At 48.3% G+C, this 13,733-nt stretch carries 12 protein-coding genes; 4 read left to right on the forward strand and 8 right to left on the reverse strand.

Features of this window, described 5'->3' with window-relative positions; translation table 11 throughout:
- Nucleotides 1-120: 120 nt before the first annotated feature.
- The 5 genes from MJO57_RS17525 to MJO57_RS17545 all read right to left on the reverse strand — a co-directional run bounded on the left by MJO57_RS17525 (nucleotide 121) and on the right by MJO57_RS17545 (nucleotide 5,779).
- Complete coding sequence (locus tag MJO57_RS17525) at nucleotides 121-1,176, reverse strand: hypothetical protein (protein ID WP_252017515.1); 1,056 nt, start codon at nucleotides 1,174-1,176, stop codon at nucleotides 121-123.
- Between the two features lie 238 nt (nucleotides 1,177-1,414).
- Nucleotides 1,415-2,305, reverse strand: coding sequence for a 3-hydroxyisobutyrate dehydrogenase (gene mmsB, locus MJO57_RS17530; RefSeq protein ID WP_252017516.1), 891 nt, complete (start codon nucleotides 2,303-2,305; stop codon nucleotides 1,415-1,417).
- Between the two features lie 127 nt (nucleotides 2,306-2,432).
- Complete coding sequence (locus MJO57_RS17535) at nucleotides 2,433-3,248, reverse strand: enoyl-CoA hydratase (protein ID WP_252017517.1); 816 nt, start codon at nucleotides 3,246-3,248, stop codon at nucleotides 2,433-2,435.
- Nucleotides 3,249-3,250: 2 nt separating this feature from the next.
- Nucleotides 3,251-4,420 carry an acyl-CoA dehydrogenase family protein gene (locus MJO57_RS17540; protein ID WP_252017518.1) on the reverse strand — a complete coding sequence of 390 codons (1,170 nt, stop codon included), beginning with the start codon at nucleotides 4,418-4,420 and terminating at the stop codon, nucleotides 3,251-3,253.
- A gap of 171 nt (nucleotides 4,421-4,591) precedes the next feature.
- Nucleotides 4,592-5,779, reverse strand: a complete 1,188-nt coding sequence (locus tag MJO57_RS17545; protein ID WP_252017519.1) for an acetyl-CoA C-acyltransferase — start codon at nucleotides 5,777-5,779, stop codon at nucleotides 4,592-4,594.
- Nucleotides 5,780-6,200: 421 nt separating this feature from the next.
- Here MJO57_RS17545 and MJO57_RS17550 point away from each other — a divergent pair, with 421 nt between their 5' ends.
- The 3 genes from MJO57_RS17550 (at nucleotide 6,201) to speG (ending at nucleotide 8,906) form a co-directional block, all read left to right on the forward strand.
- A complete protein-coding gene (locus MJO57_RS17550; RefSeq protein WP_252017520.1) occupies nucleotides 6,201-7,280 on the forward strand; it encodes an ISNCY family transposase in 1,080 nt (359 codons plus the stop codon).
- A 120-nt stretch (nucleotides 7,281-7,400) separates the two neighbouring features.
- Complete coding sequence (locus tag MJO57_RS17555) at nucleotides 7,401-7,730, forward strand: transposase (protein ID WP_256493344.1); 330 nt, start codon at nucleotides 7,401-7,403, stop codon at nucleotides 7,728-7,730.
- A 627-nt stretch (nucleotides 7,731-8,357) separates the two neighbouring features.
- Nucleotides 8,358-8,906 carry a spermidine N1-acetyltransferase gene (gene speG / locus MJO57_RS17560; RefSeq protein WP_252017521.1) on the forward strand — a complete coding sequence of 183 codons (549 nt, stop codon included), beginning with the start codon at nucleotides 8,358-8,360 and terminating at the stop codon, nucleotides 8,904-8,906.
- 115 nt (nucleotides 8,907-9,021) lie between these two features.
- Here the strand turns inward: speG and fabV are convergent, their stop codons facing one another.
- Nucleotides 9,022-10,224 (reverse strand): enoyl-ACP reductase FabV, encoded by a 1,203-nt coding sequence (fabV, locus tag MJO57_RS17565; RefSeq protein WP_252017522.1) that lies wholly within the window; start codon nucleotides 10,222-10,224, stop codon nucleotides 9,022-9,024.
- 473 nt (nucleotides 10,225-10,697) lie between these two features.
- On the opposite strand from fabV, the gene yjeH reads away from it, so the two are divergent.
- Nucleotides 10,698-11,960: an L-methionine/branched-chain amino acid transporter gene (gene yjeH, locus MJO57_RS17570; protein WP_252017523.1), complete on the forward strand. Its 1,263-nt coding sequence runs from the start codon at nucleotides 10,698-10,700 to the stop codon at nucleotides 11,958-11,960.
- Nucleotides 11,961-11,999: 39 nt separating this feature from the next.
- Here the strand turns inward: yjeH and MJO57_RS17575 are convergent, their stop codons facing one another.
- Together MJO57_RS17575 and MJO57_RS17580 are read right to left on the reverse strand one after the other, a co-directional pair.
- Nucleotides 12,000-12,395, reverse strand: a complete 396-nt coding sequence (locus MJO57_RS17575) for a cystatin domain-containing protein (RefSeq protein ID WP_371924887.1) — start codon at nucleotides 12,393-12,395, stop codon at nucleotides 12,000-12,002.
- A gap of 120 nt (nucleotides 12,396-12,515) precedes the next feature.
- Nucleotides 12,516-13,586, reverse strand: coding sequence for a hypothetical protein (locus MJO57_RS17580; RefSeq protein ID WP_252017525.1), 1,071 nt, complete (start codon nucleotides 13,584-13,586; stop codon nucleotides 12,516-12,518).
- Nucleotides 13,587-13,733: the final 147 nt, after the last annotated feature.

Raw genomic sequence — 13,733 nt, forward strand, 5'->3', positions numbered from 1 at the left:
TTAATTCGTGGAATTGTATAACCTGATTTACAAAAACAGAACCGTTATCTGACACCATTGTTCAAAATTAGAACAATATCAGAGCAAAACATTGAGCCAAATCAATGGAGTGACCATTCATTAGATTGTGCCTTGCCTATACAGGGGTTGTTTTTCACATAGCTCGTTAAATGCAGGGCCACCCGGGGCGAAGCGGATACGATACATAAACTCATCGGCAGCCAAACGGGGCTTTTCCGGGTGCTTTTTCCGGTCACCACCGACCGCATCATATACCGGGGAATGGTCAGGTGCCTGGGGAGTCATAAGATGATATAAGAAGTCCACTTTTTCGTTGTCTGGCATACTGGCATTCAGGTTTTGGTAAAAGACGTTAAGGGTTTCGCTGAAACGACGGGCAACCTCGTCTGCTATGTACTTTTCGACACTGACTGAAAACTGTGGTTCAACAACACCACAACAATCAGAACCGCATACTTCTTCATTAATTTTAATGTATCTGGAATTAACTAACGGCAACGGAATTTCATGGGAGATACCATAACCCGCAACTTCCCACCTATCATTGGATCGACCCAAGCATTCGAATACGATCATAGGGGTATAAAAAGGAAAACAGCGATTATTGTAGGTTGACTTGGCAAGATGTTGATTTACTTTTGGACTGTTAACGAAATAATATCCATCAGACCTTGGGGTGGATTGGTCTAAAATTTCGTGTTCACCCTCGGACGTGGTTAACGCATTATCAATGTCCCTCTGAGAAATCTCATCGTCAAGCATGCGCTGCTTTGCTGACTCGGTGAAACGGACCTTTTTCCATACATCAGTCAGAAAAAACACATTGCATTTTTCGCTTGCTTCCAACTGACGGGTGACCTCCTTGCGAACCTGATCGCTCAGTTCTAACGCCAACGGCAATGAAGAGTGCAACTCTCTTTGCTCAAGAGTGTGCGCTTTTACCGGCGTTGCTATGTCAGGTGATTTTGCTGATGCCTCTGAAAGAAGGTTGCAGGGCGCAGCCACAACAGATGCACTTCGCTTAACGCCTCCTGTTCTACAGTAGGAAGAGACTGCTGACACATTATCTGATGTACTTGTATCAGCAGGATTACCGATTAATAAGGAACCGTGGCAGGTCTGAGTCAGGGGCCGAATGCCAGATTGATTATTCATGATTACCTCATCGGTTAACAGCAAATGACACCAATGTAACATCCGGCTTTTTGCCTGATTATTTCGTTATATTCCTAGCCCAAAAAACTCATAAACGCCAGTTATGCCAAAGCTTTTAGCGAAAAGATGGTAACCTGGATCTGCCCGTCTTTTTGGCCACCATCAGCCACTGAACAACCGGGTCAGTTGTTTGCACCTGGTATCGCTCAATTTGCATGGGGATTAGCGCTGCCCTGCATTAATTAACGGGATCATACAGCTGAATAATGCTTGAAAAGTCCTTAGTGCTACCAGTACGAATGGCATGCATTTTGTACAGGTTATCAGCCAGCGAAGCCATGGGCGTTGCAGTCTTGCTACCAGCAGCGGTATTCAGGGCCAAACCAAGATCCTTGGCCATAAGCCCCACCATAAAACCACCCTGATAACCATTACTGGCAGGCGCCTCGGGCATGACGCCAGGCACCGGATTATACTTTTCAAGCACCCAGTTCCCGCCTGAACTTTTGTTCATGATTTCTGCGAGTACTGCTGGATCAAGACCATTATCGATACCCAGCTTAAGTGCTTCCGAAGTGCCGGTCATAAGAACAGCCAACAGCATATTGTTGCAGATCTTCGCTAGTTGCCCCGCACCTGCACCGCCAGCATGGAAGATATTCTGCCCCATTACCTCGAGATAGGGTCTGGCCTGCTCTACGATCCCGGCACTGCCTCCCACCATAAACGTCAGTGTTCCGGCTGCAGCACCGGCTGTTCCACCGGAAACCGGTGCATCAATAAAACTAATGCCCTGCTCTTCTGCCCGTTCCCCGACTTTTTTGGCAACCTCAGCCTCAATGGTGCTGCAATCAATGACCAGAGAACTGCGATCAATGATGTTAAAGAGCCCATCATCCCCCAGATAGAGCGATTCAACATGCTTGCCGGCGGGTAACATACTGATCACTACCCTGGCGCCCTGTGCAGCCTCTCTCATGGACCCGGCCTTTGAGCCTCCGGCTTGTGCCAATTGATCCAGAGCCTCGGGAACCAGATCAAAACCACAAACATCATACCCGGCTTTCACCAGGTTCTGTGCCATGGGGCCACCCATATTACCAAGGCCGATAAATGCAATTTTTGTCATTATTATGATCCTTATGGAAAACAGCCATATTCAAAGCGGCCTGACGCAAGGCTTTACATGCAAAGGCATTTTATAAAAAGCCTTTTTATAAAATGCCTCTTCATAAAAAGCCTCTCCACTTTAATAATTACTCATAATGCCACTCAGGTTTACGTTTCTCGAGAAATGCACTGACACCTTCCTGCTGATTCTTTCCTTTAAACAACTCAAGGAACAGCTCTCTCTCCGTTGGCAATGCCTCTCTTGAGAAACCGGAACGCCCCATCTGCACCAGTTTTTTACACGCTCTCAGAGCGTCAGGACTCTGCTTTCCAGCATCAGCCGCCAGAGCTTTTGCCCGCTCCAGGCTCTCACCACTGCCCACTTTTTCCTCTACCAGTCCGATCTTCAACGCTTTTTCAGCATCCACTTTCTCCCCACAGAGGATCATACGCTTGGCCCGGGCCTCTCCCACTAGCCGGGTAAGATTCTGAGTTCCACCGGCACAGGGTAATAATCCAACAGCCGCTTCAGGCAAAGCCATGATGGCTCCCTCTTCAGCAATACGAAGGTCACAGGCCAGCGCTACTTCAAGCCCTCCTCCCATGGCATAACCGTTGATGGCTGCTATGCTGAGACCCGAAAAATCACTGAGTGCTTCAAAAGCCCTGCCAAAGCTCTCAGCAAAGGGACGGGCTTCATCCGGAGTCAGGTTATCAAAGCGTTTTAAGTCAGCACCTGCACTGAAAAACTTCTTTGACGCCGACGTGATAATCAGGGCAATCACATCGGATTTACGGTTCAACTCCTGAATAATCTGTCCCAGCTCATCCAGACTTTCCGGCGTCCAGGTATTCGCCGGTGGATGATCCAGGGTAAGAATGGCAGTACGTCCTTCAAAGGCGAGATGCAGCTTTTCAGACTTTTCAGACTTTTCAGACTTTTCAGACAAAAACTCAGACATAATCACTGTAACTCCATACCCGTTTGAGAAATGCTTTCAGAGAGCAAACGACGGGCGACAATCAGTCGCATAATTTCATTGGTTCCCTCAAGAATCTGATGTACCCGGTTATCCCGCACATGACGCTCCAGGGGATACTCCTTGATATAGCCATAACCGCCATGAATCTGCAGGGCTTCATTACAGACCTGAAACCCGATATCCGTAGCAAAACGCTTGGCCATGGCGCAGTATGCTGTTGCCTCAGGGTCCTGACGATCCAGTTTGAAGGCAGCCAGCCGAACCATCTGCCGGGCGGCCACCAGCTCCGTATTCATATCTGCCAGTTTGAACTGCAAAGCCTGAAAACCAGCCAGTTCGCGGCCAAACTGCTTACGCTCTTTCATATAAGCACGCGCCGTATTCAGCGCCTGCTGCGCCGTACCTATGGAGCAGGTGGCAATATTGATTCGACCACCATCCAGTCCCTTCATCGCGAAAGAGAAGCCCTGGCCTTCCACGCCCAGCAAGTGGTCTGCCGGAATACGAACATTGTCAAATGAAATCAGTCGGGTTGGCTGGGCATTCCAACCCATCTTTTCTTCTTTCTTACCATACTGGATACCTTCCATATCAGCCGGAACGGCAAAGGCTGAAATGCCTTTCGGCCCATCTTCACCGGTCCTTGCCATGACCAATAGCAGATCCGTACTTCCGGCACCGGAAATAAACATTTTCGAGCCATTAAGCAGGTAATCATCGCCATCCCGGACGGCCCTGGTTTTCAAGGATGCCGCATCGCTGCCAGCTGCGGGTTCGGTAAGGCAATAGGAAGACAACTGGTTACCACTAACCAAACCTTCTCCCCAATCCGATTTAATCCGCTCTGAGGCAAATTCACTGATCATCCAGGTAACCATATTATGTATGGTGATATAGGCGGTTGTTGCCGTACATCCCATGGCCAGCTGTTCAAAAACAATATGGGAATCCAGCCTGGACAATCCCAACCCACCCATGGACTCATGGGTATACAGGGCACAGAAACCAAGCCCCCCCGCTGCCTTGATCACATCCACCGGAAAATGAGCATCAAGATCCCACTGCGCTGCATGGGGTGCCAGTTCAGCGTCGGCAAATTGTCGGGCCAGATCACGAAAGGCAACTTGCTCTTCAGAAAGGTTATAGTCCATATAAAAATGCCGCCTCTTGTATTTTATTATTTGTGAGGCCCGGGGCATGCGGCATTTTCAGGAATGGGTAACGCACTGCACACCGGAATGATTCTCACACGAAAGAACACGAAAGAACACGAAAGAACACGAAAGAACACGAAAGAACACGAAAGGTGTCGTCAGGTACTTTTACAACATCTCAACGGCAATAGCCGTGGCTTCGCCACCACCGATGCAGAGTGAAGCGATGCCCCTGCACCCACCGGTCTTTTTCAGGGCATGCAACAGAGTGACCAGAATACGGGCACCACTGGCCCCCAGAGGGTGACCAAGTGCGCAGGCACCACCATGGATGTTGACTTTATTATGATCCAGATTCAGCTCACGAATGGCCATCATAGCCACCACGGCAAAAGCTTCATTCACCTCAAACAGATCCACATCACAGGCCTGCCAGTCAATTTTTTCCAGCAGCTTGCGAATACAGTCTACGGGAGCAATGGTAAACTCTTCAGGCTTTTGAGCATGGCTCTGGTAGCCAGTAATTCTGGCAATGGGTTGTAAACCCCGGGCTTTGGCATCCTCTTCTCTCATCAACACCAAAGCCGCTGCACCATCGGAAATAGAGCTGGAGTTTGCTGCCGTGACTGTCCCGTCCTCAGTAAATGCTGGACGCAACTTCCGGATTTTCTCAGGCTTGGCTTTTCCGGGCTGCTCATCAATGTCAACCAGTCCTTTACGGGTTACAACAGGCACTATTTCCTCAGCAAAAGCACCCGATTCTATAGCCTTGTTCGCCCGCTCCAGGGAAGCCAGCGCATAATCATCCATCGCTTCACGGGTCAAGCCAAACCGGTCTGCGGTTTCCTGGGCAAAGACACCCATGGCCATGCCCCGGTAGGCATCTTCCAGACCATCGGTGAACATATGATCCTTTATCTGACCATGGCCAAGTCGCATCCCGCCCCGGGCCTTATCCAACAGATAAGGGGCATTGGTCATACTTTCCATACCACCGGCAACCACCAGATCGGCTTCACCGGTTTTCAGCTGAGTTGCTCCCAGCATGACCGTCTTCATACCCGAACCACAAAGCTTGTTCAGCGTGGTTGTGGGTACATGAACAGGAATGCCTGCATGCAATGCAGACTGACGGGCAGGCCCTTGGCCAGTGCCTGCTGGCAATACACAGCCCATTAGTACTTCTGATACATTCTCCGGAGCAATACCAGCCCGCTCCAGGGCTGATTTGATAGCAATGGTACCCAGTTCAACTGCCGCCACAGACGACAAGTCACCCTGAAATCCACCCATTGGGGTACGGGCAGCGGAAACAATAACAATGCTTTCCTGTGACAGGTTGGGAGCAGAAGACATGAGGTAACTCGCTTTTTTGTTATTTATTTTTTCTTGTTTAAAGGACAGTGTTCTCGCAACTGTCACTTTGCATCATAGCTCTATTGGTACCAGAAAACGACATCAGAGCAAAGCTGAAGCTGCCAATCCTTCACCATCCATTAATAATCAGGGACGATTATACGAGTTACTTGCCAAAGTTAGCCCCCTTTTTGAACGACTTAAGTAGCTAACCATATGAAATCATATATTTCTGACTCCTTGTGCCGGCACTCTGCTTCGTTACAACTCCGGTCACATAGCTAGTTCTCGTCCAAAAACACAACCAATTGAAAACTGTAGATTTTATCCTGAAAAATTAAGTGGAGCCCTACTGCTATCTGGCGACTAAACTTCCCAAGAGCAAGAAACATAAGGGATTGCCAAAAACAGAGGACTCCAAATGCGCAAAAAACGCAACCCGCAGTGTAGTATGGAACTCCATTACGTACCTCATGAAATCTGCTCCCAGCTTTCCGGTATCTCGCAATGGCTTGACGCCCATCCACAGTTCAATGACTGGATTTATGAGGACTTAAGTTCTGGTGATAAACAGAACACTGGGCGGAACGGACTATCAGCAGAATCCGTTCTTCGTGCGGCACTCCTGAAACAGTATTTGAATTGTGATTATGACTACTTGTCGTTTGTTTTGATGGACTCCATGCTCTTTCGAGACTTTTGTCGCCTCGAACCAAACCAGCGCCCCAGTCGCTCCAGTTTGCATGGGCTCATCAGCCTTCTTACTGCATCTACATGGGAACGGATTAATAACTGTCAGCTAATGACCGCTAAAGATCAGGGTATTGAAAAAGGGCGCACTGTGGCTATTGACAGCACAGTCACCGAATCGGATATCAAACCTCCTTGCGACAGTGATCTTTTAGCCAGTTCCGTTAAAGAAATTTGTCGGCTGCTGGAACGGGGACAAACACTGACAGCGACACCGCTTTATGAATATACCCATCACAACCGAGCCGTAAAAGATGCGGCCAGAAAATGCATCTACGCTGGCAAAGAAGAGCGGCATCAGCATTATAAAAAACTGCTGCAGTTGACCCGAAAATCCCGGAAGGTACTTATCGAAGCTACTGTCACGCTAGCAAACGCCCGTCAGCAGGGGCAGTGTCTCCTGGCTGATGATGCCGACAAGTGGCAGGCCGATGTGGATCACCTGTTACCCCTGGTGGATGCAATAGTCTCCCAGACAGAGCGCAGGGTCTTTAAGGGTGAAAAGGTGCCAGCCCAGGAAAAAGTGGTTAGCCTGTATGAACCCCATACGGATATCATCGTAAAAGACAGGCGGCAAGTACAGTATGGCCATAAACTGAACCTGGTTCAGGGAAAAAGTCGATTGATCCTGGACCTGGTTATTGAGGAAGGTAACCCAGCGGATTCGGACCAATTCATTCCGATGATGGAAAGACAAAAAGAAATTGGCTCTTGTAGGATTTCAGACTGCTACTGGGTTGAACATTGCTGAAGCCCTTTATCTACAAAGGTTGTCAGCATATTGTCCGGTAATGTTGCCCAATCCTTGTTTTTCGTGACCTACAGTCAGTTTTCACTGTAGAGCAGTTCGTAATCAAAATAGAGCCAAGAAATTTATGGTCGTGTACCTCGCCAGACAAGCGGTGACGGCGGATACGCGTGTCGCGCTAATTTGGAAAAAGCCAAGGCCATGGGAATCAGCGATGTAGCTTTTAATAAGAAGCGCGGACTTGAAGTCGAAGAGATGACTAAAAGTCAGTATGTGTATAAAACGCTCTTTCGCTTCCGGGCAGGTATTGAAGCGGGAATTTCGTGGCTAAAGAGATGTTTTGGGCTATCACGTTGCCACTGCAAGGGTTCTGAGCGTTTTGATTCTCATTGCTGGTTATCGGTGGTCTGTTACAACCTGGTGATTCTGGCCAGACACCCGGCACCATCCTGATAGCCACCTCCACGCTACATGAAAGTACCTTTCCAGCATGGTGGGAGGATGTTTTCTGCCTGCTTTTCGCGTTTTTCTCCAATATCCGTCCCAGATTAGAGAAAAAAAGGGAAGAGTTTTTGCGGCTCTCTGGAATTTCAGGAAATATCAAAACGCACGTACAATCTAATTATGATTGCCTGATGCGTTTTTGGACGAGAACTAGCTACGGCTATGCTCCCTCCGTTGTGCCTCGCATAGTACCAGCCCAAGTAGCCAGAAATATTCGATTCCATATGGCCAGCTACTTACCTGAGAATTACCGATGATTTCCAGATGGAAAAACAACAGATAACTAATATTTTTAAAAAGGCAGTGACGTCAGTCTGCCAGAGGCCAAAGATCCCGAACTACACCTCCGCTTAACCTCTCCGAGTCAAACCTTTCAACGATATGAACTGGAACTAACGCCTGAATTCTGGAATTCTTCCCCTGAACACATAAAACCATTGAAATACGAGAAAAACAATATAGTCATTTCCCCCTGCAATCACATAGAATACCGAGACTTCTGCACCACAAATACCGACAAATCAGCAAAAGCCTTATTAAAATAGAGAGTCGATTTCTGACTGACGAGATTCCCGGATGAAAAGCAGTATCCGATTGAGAGCACTGGAAAAGAAAGATCTGCGGTTTGTGCACTCGCTTAATAATAACCGCAGTATTATGTCCTACTGGTTTGAAGAGCCCTACGAGTCTTTCGATGAACTGGAAGACCTTTATGGTAAGCATATCCATGACAATACTGAGCGCCGTTTCGTTGCTGAGCACACGGCTACTGAGCGTAATGATGCGGAATCTATCGGTCTGGTAGAGTTGATCGAGATTGATTATGTGCATCGTAAAGCCGAGTTTCAGATCATTATTGCACCAGGGCACCAGGGGCAAGGTCACGCACGCGTATTGATTAAATCAGCTCTGGACTACGCCTTTACCATACTTAACCTGAACAAGGTGTATCTGGTTGTGGCCATTGATAACAAGAAAGCCATTCACCTTTATCAACAAACCGGCTTTATTGAAGAAGGCCGAATGGTTCAGGAATATTTCACCAATGGCCAGTACTGTGATGCCTTAAGGATGTACATTCTTCAGCAGGACTATTTGAATAAAACACGTCCCGTAAGCCGTTGATGAATGCTACCCGTTTTAGCAGTTTCAGGCAGCAGTGCTTTAATGGACTGGATACAGGATTGCAGCTCCTGGTACAAGGGGAGTTGATCAATCCTGGCCTCCCCGAATATTCCTGTCAGATATCAATAACCTCAAAAGGCACCAGGGGATTAACATCGGCATCATAATCCACACCATCAATACCAAAACCAAACAGCTTCAAAAACTCCTCTTTGTAGAGAATGTAGTCGGTCAGCTCTGTCAGATTTTCGTTGGTCAGCTGTGGCCAGATCTCCTGACAATGTTTCTGGATATCTTCCCTGAGCTCCAGATCATCCAGACGCAGTCGATCACTTTCATCAACTTCAGGCGCCTTGCCATCTGCCCGATAGAGGCGCTCACGGAACATACGATTGATTTGCTCGATACACCCTTCGTGGACCCGCTCTTCACGCATCTTTTTAAACACCATTGAGATGTAAAGAGGCATTACCGGAATTGCAGAACTGGCCTGGGTCACCACACTCTTCAGAACGGCGATATTTGCGGAGCCATGAACTGCTTTCATTTGATCATCAAGCGCGTGAGCAGCACGATCCAGATCTTTCTTAGCCTCACCCAAAGCACCATCCCAGTAGATAGGCCATGTCAGCTCAGTACCAATGTAGCTGTACGCTACGGTCTTGCAACCCTCCGCCAGGACCCCCGCTTCAGACAGTGCATTTATCCAAAGCTCCCAGTCCTGACCACCCATCACTGTCACCGTAGCTGCAACTTCTTCTTCCGTAGCAGGCTCTACCGTGGCTTCAAACAAGGTATCCTTGTTAGTATCAACAGCAGTGGCGCGATAGGGTTCACCCATCGGCTTCAATACCGAGCGGATTACCTCTCCGCTATCCGGCAGCTTGCGTACTGGTGATGCCAATGAATAAACCACCATATCCACCTGACCAAGATCCTGCTTGATCAGCTCAATCGTCTTCTCTTTTGCCGTGTGGCTGAAGGCATCGCCATTCAGGCTTTTGGCATAGAGGCCAGACTCATGGGCCAGTTTGTCAAAGGCCGCAGAATTGTGCCAGCCAGCCGTACCCGGTTTGGTGGCAGTGGCCGGCTTCTCAAAGAACACACCAATAGTCGCAGCGCCGGAGCCAAAAGCGGCGGTAATACGGGAAGCCAGCCCATAACCACTGGAAGAACCGATCACCAGTACTTTTTTGGGACCATTGGCTACAGGACCCAGTGACCGGGTATAGGCAATCTGCTCCTGCACATTGGCTTCGCAACCTAACGGGTGGGTGGTTGTACAGATAAATCCACGAATCCTTGGTTTAATAATCATCGTTGTCCCCAACAGGTGAAGTTCGGTTCGAAAACCAGGGGCCAGGTACCAGCCATTAGCCCGTCTAAATAACGGCGTAGCTTATCCAAAAGCTATAGTCGGGGAAAGAGATGGTGCGTATAAGTCGGTAGCGTTATGGGTCTGATTGTTATGATTTGTAACGAGCCAGCTATCAAGCTTCAAGTGTCGTTTGACTGAGTAGTTATTGCCTTCCTCATTTTCCCGGATACCAATGGGCAGCATGAAGTGGCTAATGCTATGGAACAGGCCCTGGCCACCTTATAGTTACCAACCGCCGGGTTTATTACCCCTTAATGACCATGTTATTCTGCCCGGGCTTGTTGATCCGTTAAGAAACGGAAGACTGCGGCTGATTCACAGACAGAATGTTAAGTCAATCTGTTCTATAGTAAAGGCCTTAACCTAACGTCATACCAACAGATGACACAGATGTCCCGGAGGTAGTAAACAGAGTGCAGGTACAAATATCCGGGATTGGACGCTGGCAGGGAGCAGGGCTGCTCGCCACTACCCTGCTGGGCACCAGCGTGTTTATTCTTCCTCAGTTCACCATACAACTGGCAGGCTACGGTGCGCTGTGGGCCTGGGTTCTACTCACCCTGACCATTATTCCCGTAGCACTGGTATTTGCCAGTCTGGCCAGCCGGTTTCCCCACGCGGCGGGACCGGCCTATTTTGTTGAGAAGGCTTTTGGCTCTGTGGCAGGCAGAACCATCGGCATTATTTACCTGTGTGCCGTTCCCCTGGGTGCACCAGCTGCCATCATCATGACCTACCAGTTTATCGATGCCCTGTTTATGGTGCCCGACTCAATAGCCATTGCAGTGCAATTAGCCTTCCTGCTGCTGCTCTATGGATTGAATTTTCGGGGCATCCATATCTCTGCCACCCTCCAGCTGATACTGACCCTTTCTATCATCTCGGTACTGGGTTTGATGATGATGGTCTGGGGTGTGGTTGATGTACCTGCCATGCCGCAAAAAGCCACCCCTGGCAACGGCATGATTCTGCAAGCAGCCGGGCTTGCTTTCTGGAGTTTTCTCGGCATGGAAGCGATGTCCCACCTGGCTGGTGACTTCCGAAATCCTGAGAAAGACCTGAAACCAGCCATTATGATTGGCGTTGCCATCGTTGGCTGTATTTATCTGGCCTGCACATGGTTAATACTGTCCATACCGGTGACAACACCTCTGGCAATGGCTGGCGTGTTTGATAAGTTAATGGGTGGACTGGGTGCTCAAGTCATCGGAATCCTCGGGTTGGCAGGTGGTGTTGCAACCGTCAATGTCTACACCGCCAGCCTGATTCGCCTGATGCTTAGCTTCAGTCAGGAGGGTGTGTTACCAGCCTGGTTCTGTCAACAGAATCGTCATGGTGTTTCCGAGCGTGCCCTGGTGAGCGTTCTATTGATCATGGCTGTGATTGTGATCATGACCCACTTTACGGATCAGAATCTGGAAGACCTGGTTTCCTGGGTCAACGGGGTTTTCGTCATTATTTATTTTGCTTCAATGCTGGCCGCCTTTCGACTGTTGCCCGCTAAATACCACTGGGTAACCGTACCTGGCTGCCTGTTCTGCCTGATGCTGGCTTGGGGGCTGGGTTGGAAAATGCTCTACGCAATGGGCCTGCTGGCTGTCACCACCCCTCTCCTGTGGCTTCATCAAGTCAGAACCCATCATAAGAAAGATGAAGTATTCACACCATATAATTGAAGATCAAAAGATACGACAGCCGATCAGGCATTAACCTGCTCAGTGGTCACAGAACAGTCCCGGAATCGGAGTCTGTGTAATATTGTATTTTCCTTCCGGATCACGGTAGACAATGGCACTCCAGATCGTGCCGTTTTCCAGTTGAAACTCCAGGGCGTAATTCACACCATTAACAATCTGGGAATGAACGGCCAGCATTTTTTTCACTTTGGCCGTCTTTTCCATTCCCTTGATCACCAGATTCGTCGCCTTCTGTACCTCTGGAGTGACTTCAGATGTTGTCCAGCCGCCGGGCAGGTTGGCTTTAGCCTTACAGATGGCTTCAGCAGTTTTGTTATCGACTATGGGTTTGTCATCATGCGACTCACATCCCACAAGCATGATTACCGCAAACACCGCACAGATCGTTTTTACTTTCATTGGCAACAGCCCCACCTTGATCAAGACTCAGATCAGTTTACTGCACAAATAACGGGAATGTGTTTGATCTGCTCGAACATTATATCTGCTAACCAGAAAAAGAATGGACTCTTGGCTGAGCCTGGACACGTACTCTCAATCAGGCATATCGCCATTGAACTCTTCTACCGGGGGGGGGTAAGGAATCCTTTCGTTCTCATCAGGTTGAAGAGTTGAATATTGTTGCAGTATCTGTTTGATGCGTAACTCTATTTGTTTGATTTTCTTTTTCTCTGAAGATATCTGCTTATGAAGGTCATCAATGCTCGTTTCAATAAAACCCGGTGTCATCCATAAATCCGGGTGAAATGGAAAGTCAGAAAGGATACACCTGACTTTACCGAGTTCCACATCAGTCAACACAGATTTAAGTACCTTCAGCAAATCCTTTTGCGATTCATAATTTTTGATCTGCATGAATGTTGATAAAGCTAGACGCACTTCACTAAATTCTCGCGGGTATTTGCGGGGTGCTTCTCTTCCAAAAAAATTTCTGAACCAGCTGTTGCTGTTCCGCTGAAGAATTAAATCTATTTCCCGCTGATGGATTATCTCTTTTATGTACGCTTTTAACTCTGCGGCTTTACTGTCAGCATAATGATTGTAACGCTGCAGGTTTACTTGATAACTCCTATTCATCATACGTTGATACACTGCATTTTCTTCCGGAAGATGAGGGATCAGTATCTCCACCGCCTTGCGATGTTTTTCAATTAAATCCTGATGGTGACTGATAAGTTGACGTTGTTTTTGTAGCTGACACCTCAGACCATCCCTGACACTCTCGATGCCATCCCTGACACTCTCGATGCCATCCCTGACGATTGGCTTCAAACTGCTTCCAAGCATGTGGATCCCGGTAACAGCGGCAGCTCCACCGACCATCGCACCAATTACCATGGGATATTCCTTAATGAAACCTTCAATTTTAGCAACCACCCGATCAGCCAGATTGGCACCCTCCTCCAGGGTTTTAACGGTTATATTTTGAGCGATATATCCACCTGCACACGCACCTGCGCCAGCCAATGCGAATGTCGTGGTTCCACAGGGTATTAAATTGGCTTTGGTCCCTTCGACCGCATCATGTCGATAGTAAAAACACCTGAATCGATGAAACAAACCGCTCTTTAATGGACTTGCCTCAGTTGCTGTATGCTGATCCACGACTGATCCTGGGGCAGTCGCATTACTAACCTGCATAACGACACTCCTTGAACTTATCCGGGTAGAATGGCTGGCTGTCAACGTAAAAAGCCAGTGCCAGATAAGACATCCACTTTCCCAATATGTTCCAAACCGTCAGTAATGTTT

It is taken from the genome of Endozoicomonas sp. SCSIO W0465 (assembly GCF_023716865.1).
GTDB lineage: Bacteria > Pseudomonadota > Gammaproteobacteria > Pseudomonadales > Endozoicomonadaceae > Endozoicomonas.